This window comes from Bacillus sp. 1021 (genome assembly GCF_014534735.1).
In the GTDB taxonomy this organism is placed as follows: domain Bacteria; phylum Bacillota; class Bacilli; order Bacillales; family Bacillaceae; genus Bacillus; species Bacillus siamensis.
In genome coordinates, this window is the sequence record NZ_JACVSR010000003.1 from 74,190 (window position 1) to 93,304 (window position 19,115).

The window sequence follows — 19,115 nt, forward strand, 5'->3', positions numbered from 1 at the left end:
CAATGGGCCTCCTTTATTTCATCATCATGGTGAGATTGCCTGCTGTAATAATGACTGTGATGCTGAGGAAAAACATGAGAGAGACAATGGCGAGCGCCGCGAAAATATAGAGCACGCTTCTGCTGATGACGCCGAGACACGTAATGACGGGCCCGCCTCCGAGCGGCTGCAGAATGGCAGCCGCGAGCTTATAAATAAAAGCGAGAGAAAGCACTTTGATTGCTGGAAATGCGGAGATGCAGATCAAAATTCCGACACCGAGGATTCCCACAGTGTTTTTTAATAAGAGTGAGGCGCTGATGACCGTATCGGTCGCATCCGTAAACATCCGGCCGAGCACGGGAATAAAATTGCCCGTTATAAATTTTGCAGTCCTGAGGGTGATCCCGTCTGTCACGGCAGCCGAAGCCCCCTGGACGGAGATGACACCGAGAAACACGGTGAGGAATACGGCAAGCGCGCCGATCGCGATATTTCTGAGGAGATTGGCAAGCTGTGTGACTTTATATTGATCTGTCATCGTGCTGACGATGCTTAAAATCGCTGACAGGAAAATAAGCGGCATGACGATATTTTGAATGAGCAGGCCGCTCGTATTCATCAGAAATAAAATAACGGGGTGAAAAAAGGCAGCGGAAACGGCTCCCCCGGAAGATGCCAAAAGCGCGAGCAAAAGCGGGATCAGTGCGAGAATGAAGCTTGTCATCGTCTGAATCGCTTCACTGGCATAATTGACGGCAACATGAAAGCTGTTTAAAGCGAGAATAATCAGTACCATATAAACAATCGCGTAAGCCACTTTGCTGACGGTGCTCTGCTGGAACGCATTTTGCAGAAGCTGCAGAATGACGCAAAAAATGGTGAGAAGGATCAAAGTTCCCAGAAGTTTTCCGTTTGCGAGCACTTCATGAAACAGATAGGAAAATAAGGCCTTCAGCCACGCCTCAGGCGAGAACGTTTTTTCTCCGTTAATAAAGTCGATGATGCTTCCCTTTTGGCTTTCCGGCAGAAGGCCGCCGTATTCTGTCATAATGTCGTCCCAGAACTTTCCGATGCCTTCTGTTTTCAGCGCTTCGGCCTGCTTTTTCGCCACTTCATCAGCCGTTTCTTGGTGAACTGCGGTTTCCTGCGCCGCACCGTCTGTTCCGGCAGCTTGTACACATTCAGTCTGAAAAATTAAGAGGAGGATGAACAAAAAAGCCCCCGCCCACCGAAAGCGCTTCATTTTTTGCGCCCCCTTTCCCTTTATGATTAAGAAGGAATAAGTCCGAGAATCGTTTCAATAATAACGGTCAGTATCGGCACGGCCATCACGAGGATCAAAATCTTCCCGGCCAGCTCTATTTTCGAAGCAATCGCTCCCTGGCCAGCATCTTTTGTCAGCTGTGCTCCGAATTCAGCGATGTAGGCGATGCCGATAATTTTTAAAATGGTTTCCACATAGACCATATTGACATTTGCATTGACGGCTATTTTTTCTATCATTCTGATAATGTCGTAAATCTGGTCGACGAGATAAAGAAAGATCACGCAGCCGCTGAAGACGACAATCATAAACGCGAAAGTCGGTTTCTGTTCTTTTACGATCAGGGAGAGAAACGTGGCAATCAGGCCTAAACCTACAATTTGAACAATCTCAATCTGTAAGCCCCCCTATCCTTGGAATAGAAACACAGCTTTGATCTTTTTGAACAGGTCATCGACAATCGTCGCCACCATAAATAAAATATAGATAAAGCCAAGCAGCGTCACCCATTGGGCGTATTCTTTTTTTCCCATTTGATCAAGTATGGTGTGCAGAAACGCAACCACGATACCGACTCCGGCGATTTGAAAAATGACATTTACGTCGACTCCCATTTTATGTTTGCTCCCCTCATGTTTACATCAATAGAAGAATGAGTAACAGTCCGGCTAAAAACCCTAAACTTTTCACCATTTTTTCATTTTTCGCCTGCGCCCGTCCGGCATCCGCTTCCGCCGCTTCCAAATGTGTAAGCGCAAGCTTGATATGTTTCTGCTGTGAAACGCGGTCATGGAGCCCGAGCGTCTCTCCGAATTGCCTCAGCACATCGTATTCGCTTTTTTTCATCGCCATGGAGGGCCAGTTATGTTTCAAGCTCTGTTCCCAGGCTGTTTTGGCGGAATCGCTTCCCTGCTCAAGCCTCCTGCTAAAAGCTTGAAACAATGACGATACAGGCTTGGAAAGCTGTGCGGCGATTTGTCCCGAAGCAATGTGCAGCGGCGTATGCCCGAACATAATTTCCGCTTCAAGCGATTGCAGCGCCGCGCGCAGCTGACGGATCTGTCTCGGCCTTTCAATATAGATTTTGGCGATCTCAAATCCCGTCCATGTCGTCGCCGTCAGAATGAACACGGCACCCAAAAGCTTCAGCATGTCATCACGCTTTCAGCATGCGGAACCGGTTCCCCGTCCTTTCCGTACATCCTGCTGATCGTTCCCGGACCGCGGCGTCGTGACAGCTCAACATACCGGTCAAACACTTTTTCCTCCCAAAGCATTTTCAGCGACGGCCTCTTGATCAAGTCTTTCATATTCCATCCGTGCGCGGATACGATAACGGTTACGCCGGCATGGAGCGCCTCCATCAGCGCTTTTGAGTCTTCCATTCTCCCGATCTCATCTGCGATCATGACATCGGGACTCATAGAGCGGATCATCATCATCAGCCCTTCCGCTTTCGGACAGGCGTCAAGAACATCCACTCTGCGGCCGAAACTGTGCTGGGGAATGCCCCGCAGGCAGCCGGCAATTTCCGACCGTTCATCTACGATAGCGGTCTTTTTCGCCGGAATGTGTTTCGATCCGGTGCTTGAAAGCCGGGCCAAATCACGAAGCAAGGTCGTTTTCCCCGTTTGCGGAGGGCCGATGATCAGCGTATTCAGCCAGTTTTCTTTCCATAAGAAAGGGATGAGCGGTTCTGCGATGCCAAGCTTCTCCCGGGCGATTCGAATATTAAAGGAAGTAATATCCCGGAGTCCTTTGACGGCTCCGTTTTCGACGATGACTCTTCCGGCGAGCCCCACACGGTGGCCTCCTCTGATTGTGATATATCCTTTTTTCAGCTCTTCTTCCAGCGTGTACATACTGTAATTGCTGAGCCGGCTGAGGATCAGCTGTGCGTCGCCGGCCGTACAGATATATGACAAAAACAAAGGTTGTCCTTTTCGGATCAGTTCAACCGGCCTGCCGACGCGGATTCTGATTTCCTCTGCATCCCGCCACGCTTCTTCAGACACGGCGGAGATCGCATGTCTCAATAATTCAGGGAGAACCTCTGTAATTTCATTCAATAGAGTCTCCTCCTTTTTTACCGATTGGCTTCTTTAAAATGTATGATCCGGGACAGACTTTATGACACCCGGACCCCTATTTGTGAACACCGGCTAGAATCAGCACAACCCCCGCGAAAATCAAAATCAATTTTGCATATGAAAGCTGTCCGGCAATCTGATAAATACCGATCGTCATCGTAATGATAAAAATCAGCGGGCCGACGATTGCCAAAATACTATTTACCACAACCGCTTTTCTGATGTCGTTTGTAACAAGCATGATAATGGCCGCCGATAATTCAATGAGAGAGGACAAAACTCGTAAACCGGCCATCGTTAAAACAGTAGAATTGATTGAACCAAACAAAAATTTCATTGCAATCCCCCAACTTCAAGCATTTTGTTACACTATATGCTCTAGCTGACGGAAGTAGTCTCACTATTTTCATATAGAAGAAAGATTCTGTTTCAGAACGCAAAAAAAGCCTGCCCCGTAAAAGGAGCAGACTTCGTATGTCTTTGACTATGCTCTTGACACGTAAGAGCCGTCTGATGTATTTACAACAAGCGTATCGCCTTCGTTCACGAAGAACGGTACGTTTACGACAAGACCTGTTTCCGTTTTGGCAGGTTTTGTGCCGCCTGACGCCGTGTCGCCTTTAATTCCCGGTTCTGTTTCAACTACTTTCAGTTCAACCGTGTTCGGCAGTTCAATACCGAGCGTTTCAGATTGATACATCATGATGTGCACAGACATATTTTCCAAAAGATATTTTAATTCTTCTTCGATTTGGTTTTCGTTCAATTCAAGCTGTTCATATGAGCTTGTATCCATGAACACGTGCTGATCTCCGTTGGCATAAAGATACTGCATCGTTTTTGTTTCGATTTGCGCTTTCGCCACTTTTTCACCAGCACGGAATGTTTTCTCCTGAATAGCGCCCGTGCGCAGATTGCGCAGTTTAGAACGGACAAATGCCGCGCCTTTTCCCGGCTTTACGTGCTGGAAGTCAACGACGCGCCAAATGCCGCCGTCTACTTCAATCGTTAATCCTGTACGAAAATCGTTAACTGAAATCATGTTTGATGTCCTCCTATATTCCAATCACAAAATAATTAATTCTTTAGGGGAATGCGTAATTGTCCGGTTGCCGTCCTCTGTGATGATGATATCATCTTCGATTCTTGCGCCCCCAACTTCCGGTATGTATATGCCCGGCTCAACCGTTACCGCCATGCCCGGCTCAAGAACGGCCGATGACCTGAAAGACAGCCCCGGTGATTCATGGACCTCCATTCCGAATCCGTGTCCTGTTGAATGGCCGAAATACTGTCCGTAGCCTTTCGCGGTGATGTGATCCCTCGTCAGGGCATCCGCTTCTTTTCCCGTCATGCCGGGTTTAATATGCAAAACGCCAAGCGCCTGGGCATCGTATACGACCTGATAAATTTCTTTCAGTTTATCACTAGGCTCTCCGACCGCGACGGTGCGTGTGATATCAGAACAATAGCCTTTATAATACGCGCCGAAATCGAGCGTGACCAAGTCTCCCTTTTCAATCAATTTGCCGCTTGCCACTCCGTGCGGAAGGCTGGATCTCACTCCCGAGGCGACGATCATATCAAAGGAAGAACCGTCTGCTCCCTGACGTCTCATATAAAATTCAAGCTCATTCGCAACTGAAATCTCTGAGATGCCCGGTTTGATAAACGTCAGAATATGTTCAAACGCATCATCCGCAATCTTCGCAGCTTCCTCTAATATCTTAATCTCTTCACTTGACTTAATCAAGCGCAACTTTTCAACGGAATCCGCGACGGGAACCATCTCCGCTTCCTGCAGCACCGCTTGGTAGGATGCATATGTTCCGTACGTCATGCTGTTTTGTTCAAAGCCGAGTTTTTTAATGCCGTACTCAAGAATCGTATCCGCAGCGGTTTGGATTAAGCTTCCGCCGTGCTCGATAATATCAAAGCCCTTCACTTGCGCCTTCGCCTGCTCGGTGTAACGGAAATCCGTGATAAATGCCGCGCGTTCTTTCGATATGACCGCAAGACCTGACGAACCCGTAAATCCCGTCATATACTGCAGATTGGCGGAGCTTGTCACCAACATTCCGTCTATATCCAGCTGACCGAACAGATTTCGCAATTTCTCAAGTTTCATTCCTTTTCTCCTCCTCGCCGATTCTTGACTGCCGCCTGACACCGCGGGAGCATCCCCATCCGGTTTTCAGCATAAAAAATGTTCACTTCTCGTGAACATTTTACCATACCGGACAGGGATTATACACTTATTCACTTGTTGCCGAGCGCCCTTGCAAGCTTGTCTGACGTAAGCTCATTGTAGTTGAAAGAAATCGAGTAGCCGACAAACAAACCATACAGAATGTAAAGGCAAATCGTCGTCACGATTGTATCTGATTTCAATTCAGTGACAGATTTCACGTCTTCGAAAATCGGATTGAATAAGAAAAAAACCGCACACCATAAAATGACACCGTATACCATCCCCGGCCACATCGTTTTAAAACGCTTCAGACAGACGAAATATATAAATGCCCCGGCAATCGAAATGAATCCGATGACAACGATGCTGACCATCGTGCCGAGCCATTGTTTTTTCCATTCTCCGATCATAAACGGCTGAAGAATCATGTTGGGACTGATCTCTGAAAAATGAAAGATATATCCGAGATAGCCGATCAAACTCCAAAATACACCGCCGGCAAATCCGATACCGCAAATTCTGCCGGTAAATGAAACAGGCTGCTGATCATCACCCTGCTTCTTTTTTTCTTCCTGTTCTGAATGTTTTTCGCTGGTCATCATGGCACCTCCAGTCATAGAATGCCCCAAAATTGAAAAGTCATAAAAAGTTCCGCCATATTTTCATTTAATGAGTAAATTCTAAGGAAACCGGGTATACTGCTTGTAGAAAAAGCATTGATTTTCCGGCTGTCAAACTAGAGGTTTACCGCTGTTTCCTGTACAATAGAGTGAAAGGAAATGGTTAGTAAATCCTAAGAAAACAGGCAGGTTGATAAACAATGTCCAAACACAAAACGCCGCCCGCATACGGCGGTCAGGCTGTCGTTGAAGGGGTAATGTTCGGCGGCAGAAAAAATTATGTTACCGCCATCCGCAGGAATGACGGAAGCATTGATTTTTTCAAGCTTCCGAGAGTGCCGAACCCCAAGCTTTCGGTTTTAAAAAAGATTCCTTTTTTGCGGGGAATCGTCGCAATTATCGAGGCAAGCGCCAACGGCACAAAGCATTTAAACTTCTCCAGCGAACGTTACGGGCTTGACCCCCAAGATGACGCCAAGCTGGAACAGGAAGATAAGAAGGGTTCGGGATTATCGATGTTTTTCAGCCTGGCGGTGATCGGCGTTCTATCGTTTTTGTTCAGCAAATTCGTTTTTACGCTCGTCCCGGTCTTTTTAGCTGAGCTTGTAAGGCCCGTTTTTTCCTCAGACGCAGCGCAGATCGGCATCGAAAGCCTGTTTAAGCTTATCCTGCTTCTCGGCTACATTTATTTTTTATCAATGACGCCGTTAATTAAAAGAGTGTTTCAATATCATGGAGCCGAACATAAGGTCATAAACTGTTATGAACAGAATTTACCAATTACGATAGAAAATGTTCAGAAACAGTCGCGGCTGCATTACCGATGCGGTTCAAGCTTTATCTTATTTACGATCATTGTCGGCATGTTTGTCTATTTACTCGTTCCGACAGATCCGCTTTGGGTGCGGATTTTAGACAGGATTGCGCTTATACCGGCCGTCCTCGGCATCTCCTTTGAAGTGCTCCAGCTGACGAACAGGGTTCGGAATATCCCCGTTTTGAAGGTGCTCGGTTATCCCGGCCTGTGGCTGCAGCTTTTAACGACAAAGGAACCGGAAGATGACCAAGTCGAGGTTGCCATAGAAAGCTTTAACGAGCTTCTCAGACTGGAAGACATTTCAGAACAGAGCGAAAAGCCGTCTCACAACGCAATCTGAACCGTTACCTGTTATTATTTTCGGAGGTGGGCAGTTATGAATCATCGTGTACAACCTTTTTTTGCTGTATTAATAGCGCTTGGCGCATTCGGTTTCATTTATGCGGCGGTCACAAACCCCGGACAGATGATCTCAAGAGCGATCACCGTCATTATCGCAGGCATCATTATTTATTTTATCGTGAGATCGGTCCTGAACCGCCGCGCCGGACGTGACGGAACCGCTTTCAGAAAAGCGGCCAAACAATCGCGGCTCCGAATGAAGGAGCAAAAAGCGAAGCACCGCGCCGGCCACAGAGGGCGGGTCAGCCATTTGCGGAGCGTGCCGAGCAGCAGCAGACCGAAGCCGATGATTCTGAAGAAAAAAAGCCAGACCCAGCTTACCGTCATAGAAGGTAAAAAGAATAAAAAGAAAAACAGAGCGCTTTTTTAATAGCTCCATTGCTTCAAAAATTGCTCTGTTTTGCTTTTTCCTAGCTCAATGAGAGCTAGTTTTTTTTGCGGTGTGAGGTGAAACTCCGTCGCCATCACATGTTCCACCGGAATAAAAATAATATTTTGTTCGTACTTTGTCGCGATATGTCTGGCATCATGAGCGTCTTTCATCGTTTCAAACAAAGCGCCGAACAGCTCGAAAGCGTTCCGGATTGATTTCTTCGGACGCTCTTTTTCATTAGGGGAAAGTGAAATTCCGATGACCGGCCGTTTGCGCTCTTTTGAAAACAGCCAAATCGGAAAATTGCTTAACACGCCGCCGTCAACAACTGTTGAAATGCCTTTTTCGGTCTTTAATTTAATCGGTTCAAAAAAATAAGGGATGCTGCAGCTCATTCTGACAGCTCTGGCAACCGGGAACACCTCCGGATTTAATCCGTAGCGGGGAAGGTCGTCGGGAAGCACGATCATCGTTCCGTTCGTCAGATCTGAAGCGATCAGACGGAGCGATCCTTTTTTCATATCGCCGAACGCGATGATGCCCTTCGCTTTTAATTTATCCGCAATCCACTTTTCCAGCACATCGCCTCTGTATAATCCGAGGCGCCAATATATCGACACCCACTGCAGGATTTTCAGCGGGAGGAATGAGCATCTCTGATCAAGCAATTGCCTTCCGTCGACATCATCGATGATCGCATGAACCTCTCTGCTCGTGTAGCCCGCAGCGATCAATGCGGCAATAATCGCGCCGGCGCTTGTTCCGGCGAGCCTTTCAAAGCGAAAGCCCTTTTCTTCCAACGCTTCATAAGCGCCGGCAAGCGCCACCCCTTTTATTCCCCCGCCCGAAAATACGCCGTCAATCTGCATAGCGCGCCCTCTCCCTTCCATCCAAGGTGTATTATTATTTTAAGAAACGGCTTGGGGAAATAGACCAAAGAATGAAGACATTAAAAAAAGGGCGCCCTATTTGGGCCGCCCTTTTATTCACCGGGAGTTTCGGTTTTTTTCTGTACGGATTTCAATTCTTTTTTCCGGCTGTCGTCATCTTCAAAATACTGGACGAGATCGCCGATGCGGTCAATGCTGTTCCAGCTCAGATGATGTTCGATTCCTTCTACATCATTGTAAATCTTCTCTTCATCAACACCAATGATTCGTAAAAACTGCTCAAGCAATTCGTGTCTGTATACGAGCCGTTTGCCGATCTTTTTGCCTTTTGACGTCAATACGAGCCCGCGATATTTTTCATAAATCAAATACTCGTCTTTATCTAGTTTTTGAACCATTTTCGTTACAGAGGAGGGATGGACTGCCAAAGCTTCCGCGATATCAGAAACCCGCGCATATCCTTTTTCTTCTATCAGCATATAAATCTGTTCAATATAATCTTCCATACTTGGTGTTGTCATCGTACCCCTCCCAAAAAGCACCTTAACTTAATAAACCATTACAAGTTTACACTAACGGTTATGAAAAAACAAGGATGCTTCCGGCCTGTCAAGCCTTAATCAGCGCTTATAATTCCATTCGTCAGACGCGTATTTCGTCTCGGCCAGCTCATTGACAAACGCAAGCTCTTCAGGAGTGAGCGTGTAAGGTTCAAGATGAATGTTCAGGCCTTCCTCAAAACCGGCTTTAAAAGCGGTTCTGGCTTCATCCATCGTTACCGGTTTTTGGGCTAAGGCGTTGATGGCTACCGCTTTGTTTTTGAAATTCCGCTGCATGCGCTCACGGACTCTGTCGCTCGGATATAAAAACAGATCAAACAGCTTGTCCTCATCAATGTCAAGCAGGATGGAGCCGTGCTGAAGAATAACGCCTTTTTGGCGTGTCTGGGCGCTTCCCGCAACTTTGCGTCCTTCGACGACCAGCTCATACCACGAAGGCGCATCAAAGCAAACGGACGAGCGCGGATTTTTCAGGCTTTCTTTTTCTTTCTCCGTGCGCGGAATCGCAAAGCAGGCATCAAGCCCAAGGTTTCTGAATCCCTGCAGAATGCCTTCTGAAATGACCCGGTACGCCTCTGTCACCGTGGCCGGCATTTCCGGGTGATCCTCTGAAACGATGACGCTGTATGTCAATTCTTTATCATGCAGAACACCCCGTCCGCCTGTCGGTCTTCTGACAAACCCGAGACCGTGTTTATGTACTGCGTCAAAGTTAATTTCCTTCTTAATATTTTGAAAATATCCGACAGACAATGTTGCCGGATTCCACCCGTAAAAACGGATCACCGGGGGAATTTTCTTTTGGCTGTGCCAATATAAAAGCGCTTCATCCAGCGCCATGTTAAATGCCGGGCTTTCGTTCCCTGAGTCAATAAACCGCCATGTTTCTTTTTCCATACACTGAACCCTTCTTTATCATTTTAATAAAATCAGTTTATCAAACTGCCGTAAAAATGAAAAATATTTCGTTTCATTAAGGATGACAATCGCTCCATGCTTTACTATAATAGTATTTGTCCCAAAACGTCCGGTAAGCCTTGTTTTCAGGAAGCAGGGTTTTGATTTTATAAGCTAAAGGAGTAGAATCGCATTGTCTAATATGATTGCTTTAATTATTGTTGCGGCGTTTATCGTTTATATGATCGTGTCGTATTTTTACCAACAACGTTTAATGAAAACACTTACGGAAGAGGAATTCCGCGCGGGCTACAGAAAAGCGCAGCTGATTGACGTCCGTGAACCGAATGAATTTGAAGGCGGCCATATTCTCGGCGCGCGCAACATTCCGCTTTCACAGCTGAAACAGCGCAAAAGCGAAATCCGTCCTGATAAACCCGTTTATCTGTACTGCCAAAACAATGTCCGCAGCGGCCGCGCGGCACAGACGCTCCGCAAACACGGCTGCAAGGATATTTACAACCTGAAAGGCGGATTTAAAAAATGGGGCGGAAAAATTAAAGCAAAGAACCAATAATGAAAAAGAGCTTTCCGTTTATACGGAAGCTCTTTTTTTTATACCCCGTCAGATGTATGTTCGTATTTTAAAACCGGCTTTCTTGCGGCCTTGGTTTCATCCATTCTTTTGACTACCGTGGTATGCGGCGCCTCCTGAACGATTTCAGGCGATTCCTCTGCTTCCCGCGCAATTTGAATCATCGCATCTATAAACGCATCAAGCGTTTCCTTGGATTCCGTTTCCGTCGGTTCGATCATGATGCTTTCTTCAACATTCAGCGGGAAATACACAGTCGGCGGGTGATAACCGAAATCTAAAAGCCGTTTGGCGATATCAAGCGTTCTTACGCCGAGCTTTTTCTGCCTTCTTCCCGATAACACAAATTCATGCTTGCAATGACGATCATACGGGAGATCATAATAAGGCGCGAGTCTTCTCATCATATAATTTGCATTTAAAACCGCGTTTTCGGTCACAGCTTTTAAGCCGTCAGGCCCCATGGAGCGGATATACGTGTAGGCTCTGACATTAATGCCGAAGTTGCCGTAATAAGGCTTTACGCGCCCGATCGATTGCGGGCGGTCATCGTCAAAAGTCAAACGGCCCTCTTTTTTCGTGAGAACGGGTTTCGGCAGATACGGAATGAATTCTTTTTTTACTCCGACCGGTCCCGAACCCGGTCCTCCCCCGCCGTGCGGCCCGGTAAATGTTTTATGCAGATTAAGGTGAACGACGTCAAATCCCATATCTCCCGGTCTTGCTTTACTTAAAACGGCATTTAAATTCGCTCCGTCATAGTAAAGTTTTCCGCCGGCCTGATGGACGATTTCAGCCATTTCCGTAATGTTTTCCTCAAATAATCCGAGGGTGTTCGGATTCGTCAGCATCAGCGCCGCTGTTTCTTCATTTACCGCTCTTTTCAGATCTTCAATGTCAACCAGTCCGTGTTCATTCGACTTGACGGTAATTGTTTCAAAACCGGCGACCGTAGCGGATGCCGGATTCGTGCCGTGAGCTGAATCAGGGACAATGACCTTCGTCCGTCCGAAGTCCCCGCGCGCTTCATGATAGGCGCGGATCATCATCAGGCCGGTCCATTCGCCGTGAGCGCCCGCGGCAGGCTGCAGCGTCACCTCGTCCATGCCGGTAATTTCCTCCAAATGTCCGCTTAAATCGTATAAAAGCTCAAGCGCCCCCTGAACCGTGTCCTCGTCCTGAAGCGGGTGAATGGCGGAAAAGCCAGGGAACCGGGCAATTTTTTCATTTAATTTCGGATTGTATTTCATCGTACAGGAGCCGAGAGGATAAAAACCTGAATCAACTCCGTGGTTTCTTCTGGAAAGAGCGGTATAATGCCGCATTATATCAAGCTCTGATACTTCCGGCAGCTTTGCGTCTTCATCGCGGATGTAGTCACCGGGAAGAAGGCTTTCAAGCTCTGTTTCCGGCACATCAAGCTCCGGAAGGCTGTAACCGATACGCCCTTCGCGGGACATTTCAAAAATAAGCGCCTGATCTTGATTATTCATGTTGATCCCCCAATCCCGCAATAAGCGAATCGATCTCTTCTTTTGTTCTCAGCTCTGTGACGGCAATGAGCATATGCTGATTCAATTCCGGATACGCAAGGCCTAAGTCATATCCGCCGATGATGCCGTCATTGAGGAGCCGCCGGTTTGCTTCCTTGACGGGGAGGTTCAGCCTGACGGCAAATTCATTAAACATCGGGCCGTCGAATGCTACGTGCAAGCCGGCTTTTTTCGCTTGGCGTCTCGCGTAATCGGCTTTCAGTATATTTTGGCGGGCCATGTCTTTGACGCCGTTTTTTCCGAGCGCCGTCATCGCGACTGAAGCTGCTAACGCATTCAGCGCCTGGTTTGAGCAGATGTTAGAGGTGGCTTTGTCTCTTCTGATATGCTGCTCGCGCGCCTGAAGGGTGAGAACAAAACCTCTCCGCCCGTTTTCATCCTCCGTTTGGCCGACAAGCCGGCCCGGCACCTTTCTCATCAGTTTTTTCGTTACTGCAAAATAGCCGCAGTGCGGGCCGCCGAACGCCGCAGGTATGCCGAAAGGCTGCGCGTCCCCGACGACGATATCAGCTCCGTATGCTCCGGGCGGAGTCAAAATACCGAGGGCGAGCGGGTTAGAAGAAACAATCAGCTGGCTGTTCCCTTTATGTGCGAGCGGCTCAATGTCCTTTAACGGCTCAATTTGTCCGAAGAAGTTCGGATACTGAACGATCACGGCGGCCGTCTCATCACAAACGGCATGTTCCAATGCTTCAAGATCTGTGACGCCGTTTTTCGCGGGCACCTCTACAACCTCAATATATTGGCCCTTTGCGTATGTTTTCAGAACATCCCGTGATTCCGGATGAACGGCTGCGGAAATGACGATTTTTTTCTTTTTCGTATGTCCCGATGCAAGCATCGCCGCTTCTGCCAGCGCCGTTCCCCCGTCGTACATGGAGGAGTTTGCAATATCCATACCTGTTAACTCGCAAATCATCGTTTGAAATTCAAAAATCGCCTGCAGCTCTCCTTGTGAAATTTCAGGCTGGTAAGGCGTATATGCCGTGTAGAACTCTGACCGGGAAATCACATGATCGACGATAACCGGCTGATAGTGATCGTACACTCCCGCCCCCAGAAAAGATGCATATGTAACAGCGTCCTTATTTTTCGCCGCAAGCTTTGTCAGCTCTCTCGTCAGCTCTGTTTCTGATTTTGCTTTTTTAATTTGGTAGTCTTTTTGAAACCTCACATCTTCCGGAATATCGGCAAACAGTTCATCAATTGAATCTGCGCCGATGGCTTTCAGCATTTCTTTTTTATCCTGTTCTGTCGCGGGCAAATATCGATGCTTCATATGACTCTCCTTTTTCAGCTCTGTTTTGGGCGTTTATAAAACGGCGTGCGGACAATCTTTGCTTTTACCGTTTTTTTGCGGATTTCCACTTCGACTTCCGTTCCAATTCCACTGAATTCCGTTTTGATTAAGGCAAGGCCGATATTTTTCTTTAACGTCGGGGATTGTGTGCCTGTCGTGACTTCCCCGATCAGGGCACCGTCTTTTTTCACGGCGTATCCGTGTCTCGGAATCCCCTTTTCAATCATCTCAAGCCCGACCAGCTTACGCGGAGCTCCTTTTTCTTTCTGTTCACTCAATACAGACTTCCCAAAAAAATCAGAATCTTTCTTGTGTTTTACGGCAAATCCGATCCCGGCTTCAATCGGTGTAATGTCTTTCGTCAATTCCTGACCGTATAAAGCGAGCTTCGCTTCAAATCTCAGCGTATCACGCGCGCCGAGGCCGCACGGAACGATTCCTTCATTCTCTCCCGCTGTAAGAATCTCCTTAAATAGATGCACCGCATCTTCATTTCGGCAATAGAGTTCAAACCCGTCTTCACCGGTATAGCCTGTTCTTGAAAGCAGAACTTGGCGGCCGGCAACGTCCGCTCCATCAATAAACGTAAACGGTTTTAAGGAAGACAAATCACGTTCAGTCAGCTTCGCAAGAACCGCCTGAGCATTCGGCCCCTGAACGGCTAGCAGTGAAATCCCGTCAGACTGATTCATCAGCGTGACATCCCCTTCCGCGTGTTCTGTCAGCCAAGCGATGTCTTTTTCAATATTGGACGCGTTAATCACAAGCAGATAGCAGCTCTCGCTTTTCTGATAGATCAGCAAATCATCGACCGTACCGCCGTCAGGATAACACATGGCGGTATAGAGGGCGCTTCCCGGATTTAAATCGGCAACGTCATTTGTCATCATTTTTTGCAGAAAAGACAGGGCGTCTTTACCGGAGACTTCGACTTCTCCCATATGGGATACATCAAACAGACCCGCCTTTGTGCGGACGGCTTCATGCTCCTCTTTAATAGAAGAAAATTGAACCGGCAGCTCCCATCCTCCAAAATCAATCGTTTTTCCGCCGTATTCTTTATACACGTCATAAAGCGGTGTTCGTTTCAGCATCATCTTCCCCCTTCAGTCATTGGCGCATTGTAAAGACATATAAAAAAGGACAGAGAAACACCTCATGAAAATGAAGGTTTCTCTGTCCCGGCACCTGAAAGTTTACTTTATGAAAACATCATAAAGACGTCCCCTTTGGTGGTCTGCTGCTTCAAATCGCAGACACTCTCCAGAGTTGCGTCGAGCAAGAGTTCTTTTGCCTGAGAGATTCACTCCGCAGTTTGCTCCTTCGGCGCCCGGATGCACATTTTTCGTCCGAGTCTCTCCCCTTGCTGTCATTCGCTCATATTTACCAATTGTTATGGACATACTAAAGCAATATCTTTTAGTGAAATGATTACTTATATCCTACCACCCTCACTTACGTCCGGCAACAAAAATGATGATAAATCAGTTTTTTAAAAGAAAGGCGGTTTTGTTACATATGACAGCAGAGATCATATTTGATGCAAACTGGCCGGGAGAGTTTTCTGAGCGGCTGAAAACCGACGGCCCCTGGTCAAATTGGGAGATGTACAAACTGTCGGCTGAAGTCCAGCAGACCCTTGCCATTCCTGAATTCGAAGGGTTAAGGGCTCCTTTATACCTGCCTGATTTCACTCCGCTTCCCCATCAGCTTGAAGTCGCGCAGAAAGTCGTTGAAAAAATGAACGGCAAAGCGATTTTGGCTGATGAAGTGGGGCTCGGAAAAACGGTCGAAGCGGGACTGATTTTAAAAGAATACATGATTCGCGGGCTGGCCAAAAAAATCCTGATTCTTGTGCCGGCATCACTCGTGTCCCAGTGGGTGAAAGAGCTTCAGGAGAAGTTTTTAATACCCGCTGTTGAACAGAAAAAAAGCTATGTGTGGGAACAGTGCGATATCGTCGTTTCTTCTATTGATACGGCCAAGCGTTCGCCTCACAAGGAGATTGTGCTTTCGATTCCGTATGATCTCGTCATTATTGACGAAGCGCATAAGCTCAAAAACAGCAAAACGAAAAATTATGAATTTGCGAGAAGTCTTGTGAAGAAATACTGCCTGCTTCTGACGGCGACTCCGATTCAAAACCGGATCGAAGAAATTTTCAATTTAGTGTCACTGTTAAAACCCGGCCACTTAGGAAATGAAAGCGGATTTCAAGAAACGTTCAATCAAAAGGACGGGATTGACGCTCATGAGCATTTGAAAGAGCTCGTCAATAAAGTGATGATCCGCAACACACGGAGCGACACAGGGCTTACATGGACGAAGCGACACGTGGAAACAGTGCCGATCACCTTTTCACCGACGGAACAGGCGCTCTACGATGACATTAACGCACTGAAAAACGGCACAGAAAAGCCCGCAAGCGCATTTTCCATTATGACGCTGCAACGGGAGTGCTGTTCAAGCAGGGAAGCCGTGTATATGACGCTTAAAAAAATGCTTGATCAAAAAGACAAACAAGCGCCCGCTTTCGATGAACAGACGATCGCCAATTTAATGGACCGCATCAATCAAGTCACGCAAAACTCAAAAGCGATTCAAGTTGTTGACTTAATTAAAAAGATTAATGACAAGGTCATTATTTTTACTGAGTATCGGGCGACACAGATTTATCTACAATGGTTCCTCCAGCAGAACGGCATAAGCTCCGTTCCGTTCAGAGGCGGATTTAAGCGCGGGAAAAAAGACTGGATGAAGGATCTCTTCCGCGGCAAAGTGCAGGTCCTGATCGCTACAGAAGCCGGAGGGGAAGGGATCAACCTGCAATTTTGCAACCATATTATCAACTATGACCTTCCGTGGAACCCGATGCGGCTTGAACAAAGAATCGGAAGGATTCACAGACTCGGTCAGGAAAGAGATGTCCACATCTACAATATGGCGACAAAACATACGGTGGAAGAGCATATCTTAAAACTCTTGTATGACAAAATTCATTTATTTGAAAATGTCGTCGGAGAACTAGATGACATTTTAACAAAAATCAAAGTGAGCAATTTTGAAGATCATTTACATGATATTTTATGCCACTCGCTGACAGAGGAAGAAATGCGGATCAAAATGGACAACCTTACCTCTTTCTTATCGTATGGTACGGAAAAACCCGCCAGAAAAAAAGGCTCTTAATCTAAAAGGAGGAAGCGCGACATGAGACAGCAGGAAGTTCACCAATTTTTACTGCGCTTTTTTGAAGCGAACCACTGCCCGATTACTGAACACGGGCCGGGTTTTATGACGGTTCAGTTGACGGTCGAGATGGACAAACAAATTATGAACCGCCCGTTTTATTGGCATTGGCGTGAAAAAACGGGCGGCGAACCGAACCCGATGAAGATTACGTTCATCACTGATAAAGAAACGGCTCCGGAGGATATGGACGGCGAGTTTATTTACTTTGGAGCCCCGCGCCTCTTTCAAATCTTTCAAGCAGTTAAACAAAATGGGAGATTTACAAGAATATATGAGAAAATTGTATCAGCCGGAGCCAGAGTGCCGCTTCAGCCCTGGCTTGGATTAAATGTAGTGATTTCATACCAATCCGACATGAAAAAAGACAGACTTTTGTCTTTAGGCCTGCATCTTGTTTCTGGAACAATCGTTGAGGGATTTCAGCAGAAGCTTGCACCTCTGCCGATGACATCACAAATATCAGACTATTGCTTTACCATATCGCCGATGATTAAGCCGGAAAGCGGAATTAAAAGGATGGAGCATTACTTAAAAGACGCTGCCGCCAAAGAGCCGTCAGACTGGGCCGACAGCGCGATCGCCAGATGGAAAAAGGACCTCAGGCTGCTCGATCAGTTTTATGAGCAGACAGAAGAAAAACCTGAGGAATACCATTTGGAAAAACAAGCGCTGAAAGCCTTATATCAGCCGAAAATTCATATTCAGATTGAAAACGGCGGTTTATTTTTCCTGCAAAGTAATTTTTCTGGATAAGCGTTATCCATTCGACACCTTTCCCGTTTTTTCTGGAAATTCTATATTATAATAAAAGTATATAGAAAAAATTTCTGGCGTTTCGCATGCGATGAATCACTTCCAGACATGTAAAGATAAGGTCATGGGCGGATTGGCTGAAATACATAAACAAGTATTTTAGGAGGAGAAAATGCATGAAAAATGCAAAAATGGAATTTTCGCAATTAGATAAGGAATGGGTTGAGCTGATATTAGAAGCTCAAAAAGCAAATATCAGCCTGGAAGAAATACGCAAATACCTGCATTCGCATAAAAAGTCTTCTCAACATATCCAGGCCGCCAGAAGTCATACCGTAAATCCTTTCTGAATGTGCTATAATATCACAAGGAAGGTGATGACATTGATTGGCCAGCGTATTAAACAATACCGAAAAGAAAAAGGCTACTCACTATCAGAACTAGCTGAAAAAGCTGGGGTAGCGAAGTCTTATTTAAGCTCAATAGAACGAAATTTACAGACGAACCCCTCCATTCAATTTCTAGAAAAAGTCTCCGCTGTTCTGGACGTCTCGGTTCATACTTTACTTGATGAAAAACATGAAACCGAATACGATGGTCAATTAGATAGTGAATGGGAGAAATTAGTTCGTGATGCGATGACATCCGGGGTATCAAAAAAACAATTTCGTGAATTTTTAGATTATCAAAAATGGAGAAAATCGCAAAAAGAGGAGTAGTGCCGCCATATGTGCACAACTCCTCTTTTATCTGCCCGACGTTCGGATTAGTTTTTATCCTCACTGTGAGCCTTTTCGTTTTCCTTCACGTAACCGTCTTTATCCGTATGATCTTTTGTAATGGTCAAGCCGTTCCATTGCGTCGCTTCAAAAGAGAATTGAAGAGAAATCGCATTGCCTTGGAATTTGTTTTGGACACTCAGTCCGTCCGCACCTTTTGCAGTATCATTTTTAAATTGGATTTCCATCCGCACCTGATCATAATCAACAGGCGTTTTCGGAACTCCGTCATACTCAGGCGCTGTCTTGCCGTTAATGGTTGCCACATTGACTTTTCCGCTTGTACTCAAGAATTTCGGATCAATGTGTTTGCTGATCGCTTCGGCAGCTGCTTTATCCTGTTTTGTTGACATTAAGTATAAGTCTTTCAGGCTGGCTGCCTTCAAAATGATATTTTTAGGATAGCCGTTGCCGCCTTCTTTGCCGACTGTCAGAACCGTAATTTCAAACTGGCTGAGGAAATCTTCCGCAGATTCGTTTCCTTTTTTCGCTCCTTTGAAGTCAGTAAAATTCAAAGCCATCAGCACTTCTTTAATGGCAAGCGAACCATTATTTCTGAATTCAAAATCTTTCGTCAATTTATCACCTGGTTTTAGGTTTGACAAATTGACATTGGCTGATTGTTCTTTAGCTGATAAATCAAGCGTTCCTGACGCAAATGTGGCGTCCGTCGACTTCACATCATTAAATGCGGCCCATGTGCCTCCTCCCACTAATGCTAAACCGAGTGCGGCTGAGGCAACGCCCAAGCTTAATTTCTTTTTCATACCCATGTTTGTATTCCCCCTATTTTTTCT

The 19,115-nt window shown here is 46.4% G+C and carries 23 protein-coding genes and 1 riboswitch; of the genes, 7 read left to right on the top strand and 16 right to left on the bottom strand.

The window, feature by feature from the left end:
- Positions 1–13 precede the first annotated feature (13 nt).
- The 9 genes from spoIIIAE to ICW23_RS12000 form a co-directional block, all read right to left on the bottom strand.
- Entirely contained in the window at positions 14–1,225 is a 1,212-nt protein-coding gene (spoIIIAE, locus tag ICW23_RS11960; RefSeq protein ID WP_064777768.1) for a stage III sporulation protein AE, read from the bottom strand.
- Positions 1,226–1,251: 26 nt separating this feature from the next.
- Complete coding sequence (spoIIIAD, locus tag ICW23_RS11965; RefSeq protein WP_076982559.1) at positions 1,252–1,641, bottom strand: stage III sporulation protein AD; 390 nt, start codon at positions 1,639–1,641, stop codon at positions 1,252–1,254.
- A gap of 12 nt (positions 1,642–1,653) precedes the next feature.
- The gene (spoIIIAC, locus tag ICW23_RS11970) at positions 1,654–1,860 is read right to left on the bottom strand and encodes a stage III sporulation protein AC (protein ID WP_003153142.1); all 207 of its coding nucleotides are present in this window, start codon (positions 1,858–1,860) and stop codon (positions 1,654–1,656) included.
- A gap of 22 nt (positions 1,861–1,882) precedes the next feature.
- Entirely contained in the window at positions 1,883–2,398 is a 516-nt protein-coding gene (gene spoIIIAB / locus ICW23_RS11975; RefSeq protein WP_188154554.1) for a stage III sporulation protein SpoIIIAB, read from the bottom strand.
- On the bottom strand, positions 2,392–3,315 hold the full coding sequence (spoIIIAA, locus tag ICW23_RS11980; RefSeq protein ID WP_188154555.1) for a stage III sporulation protein AA: 924 nt from the start codon (positions 3,313–3,315) through the stop codon (positions 2,392–2,394). The genes spoIIIAB and spoIIIAA overlap by 7 nt, the downstream gene beginning before the upstream one ends.
- A 76-nt stretch (positions 3,316–3,391) precedes the next feature.
- On the bottom strand, positions 3,392–3,673 hold the full coding sequence (locus tag ICW23_RS11985) for a YqhV family protein (protein ID WP_016938990.1): 282 nt from the start codon (positions 3,671–3,673) through the stop codon (positions 3,392–3,394).
- Between the two features lie 147 nt (positions 3,674–3,820).
- On the bottom strand, positions 3,821–4,378 hold the full coding sequence (gene efp / locus ICW23_RS11990) for an elongation factor P (RefSeq protein ID WP_003153123.1): 558 nt from the start codon (positions 4,376–4,378) through the stop codon (positions 3,821–3,823).
- A gap of 24 nt (positions 4,379–4,402) precedes the next feature.
- Positions 4,403–5,464: a M24 family metallopeptidase gene (locus ICW23_RS11995; protein WP_016938989.1), complete on the bottom strand. Its 1,062-nt coding sequence runs from the start codon at positions 5,462–5,464 to the stop codon at positions 4,403–4,405.
- Between the two features lie 131 nt (positions 5,465–5,595).
- On the bottom strand, positions 5,596–6,126 hold the full coding sequence (locus ICW23_RS12000) for a YqhR family membrane protein (protein ID WP_016938988.1): 531 nt from the start codon (positions 6,124–6,126) through the stop codon (positions 5,596–5,598).
- Between the two features lie 221 nt (positions 6,127–6,347).
- On the opposite strand from ICW23_RS12000, the gene ICW23_RS12005 reads away from it, so the two are divergent.
- Together ICW23_RS12005 and ICW23_RS12010 are read left to right on the top strand one after the other, a co-directional pair.
- Positions 6,348–7,304 carry a DUF1385 domain-containing protein gene (locus ICW23_RS12005; RefSeq protein ID WP_047475637.1) on the top strand — a complete coding sequence of 319 codons (957 nt, stop codon included), beginning with the start codon at positions 6,348–6,350 and terminating at the stop codon, positions 7,302–7,304.
- A gap of 36 nt (positions 7,305–7,340) precedes the next feature.
- Positions 7,341–7,736 carry an SA1362 family protein gene (locus tag ICW23_RS12010; protein ID WP_016938986.1) on the top strand — a complete coding sequence of 132 codons (396 nt, stop codon included), beginning with the start codon at positions 7,341–7,343 and terminating at the stop codon, positions 7,734–7,736.
- Here ICW23_RS12010 and ICW23_RS12015 read toward each other — a convergent pair.
- The 3 genes from ICW23_RS12015 to ICW23_RS12025 all read right to left on the bottom strand — a co-directional run bounded on the left by ICW23_RS12015 (position 7,733) and on the right by ICW23_RS12025 (position 10,086).
- Entirely contained in the window at positions 7,733–8,608 is an 876-nt protein-coding gene (locus tag ICW23_RS12015; protein WP_016938985.1) for a patatin-like phospholipase family protein, read from the bottom strand. The genes ICW23_RS12010 and ICW23_RS12015 overlap by 4 nt on opposite strands.
- Before the next feature lie 113 nt (positions 8,609–8,721).
- A complete protein-coding gene (mntR, locus tag ICW23_RS12020) occupies positions 8,722–9,150 on the bottom strand; it encodes a transcriptional regulator MntR (protein ID WP_016938984.1) in 429 nt (142 codons plus the stop codon).
- Positions 9,151–9,249: 99 nt separating this feature from the next.
- Positions 9,250–10,086 (bottom strand): lipoate--protein ligase family protein, encoded by an 837-nt coding sequence (locus ICW23_RS12025; protein WP_045926708.1) that lies wholly within the window; start codon positions 10,084–10,086, stop codon positions 9,250–9,252.
- A 193-nt stretch (positions 10,087–10,279) separates the two neighbouring features.
- On the opposite strand from ICW23_RS12025, the gene ICW23_RS12030 reads away from it, so the two are divergent.
- Positions 10,280–10,663, top strand: a complete 384-nt coding sequence (locus ICW23_RS12030; protein ID WP_013352854.1) for a rhodanese-like domain-containing protein — start codon at positions 10,280–10,282, stop codon at positions 10,661–10,663.
- Between the two features lie 38 nt (positions 10,664–10,701).
- On the opposite strand, the gene gcvPB is transcribed toward ICW23_RS12030, so the two are convergent.
- Genes gcvPB through gcvT form a run of 3 tightly spaced genes read right to left on the bottom strand, consistent with a single transcriptional unit; the run spans position 10,702 to position 14,628 of the window.
- Positions 10,702–12,174, bottom strand: a complete 1,473-nt coding sequence (gene gcvPB / locus ICW23_RS12035; RefSeq protein WP_188154556.1) for an aminomethyl-transferring glycine dehydrogenase subunit GcvPB — start codon at positions 12,172–12,174, stop codon at positions 10,702–10,704.
- Entirely contained in the window at positions 12,167–13,513 is a 1,347-nt protein-coding gene (gcvPA, locus tag ICW23_RS12040; protein ID WP_188154557.1) for an aminomethyl-transferring glycine dehydrogenase subunit GcvPA, read from the bottom strand. Before gcvPA ends, gcvPB begins: the two co-directional genes overlap by 8 nt.
- A 14-nt stretch (positions 13,514–13,527) precedes the next feature.
- Entirely contained in the window at positions 13,528–14,628 is a 1,101-nt protein-coding gene (gcvT, locus tag ICW23_RS12045; RefSeq protein WP_016938980.1) for a glycine cleavage system aminomethyltransferase GcvT, read from the bottom strand.
- 178 nt (positions 14,629–14,806) lie between these two features.
- Positions 14,807–14,907: riboswitch (glycine riboswitch) on the bottom strand.
- Positions 14,908–15,052: 145 nt separating this feature from the next.
- Between gcvT and ICW23_RS12050 the strand changes: the two genes are divergently transcribed.
- From ICW23_RS12050 to sinR, 4 genes are all read left to right on the top strand, one after another.
- Positions 15,053–16,723, top strand: a complete 1,671-nt coding sequence (locus ICW23_RS12050; protein WP_045926712.1) for a DEAD/DEAH box helicase — start codon at positions 15,053–15,055, stop codon at positions 16,721–16,723.
- A 21-nt stretch (positions 16,724–16,744) separates the two neighbouring features.
- Complete coding sequence (locus tag ICW23_RS12055) at positions 16,745–17,539, top strand: YqhG family protein (RefSeq protein WP_045926713.1); 795 nt, start codon at positions 16,745–16,747, stop codon at positions 17,537–17,539.
- Between the two features lie 176 nt (positions 17,540–17,715).
- Entirely contained in the window at positions 17,716–17,889 is a 174-nt protein-coding gene (sinI, locus tag ICW23_RS12060) for an anti-repressor SinI (protein ID WP_016938977.1), read from the top strand.
- 33 nt (positions 17,890–17,922) lie between these two features.
- On the top strand, positions 17,923–18,258 hold the full coding sequence (gene sinR / locus ICW23_RS12065) for a transcriptional regulator SinR (protein WP_003226345.1): 336 nt from the start codon (positions 17,923–17,925) through the stop codon (positions 18,256–18,258).
- 47 nt (positions 18,259–18,305) lie between these two features.
- Here sinR and tasA read toward each other — a convergent pair whose 3' ends face one another.
- A complete protein-coding gene (gene tasA / locus ICW23_RS12070) occupies positions 18,306–19,091 on the bottom strand; it encodes a biofilm matrix protein TasA (RefSeq protein ID WP_045926714.1) in 786 nt (261 codons plus the stop codon).
- Between the last annotated feature and the right edge of the window lie 24 nt (positions 19,092–19,115).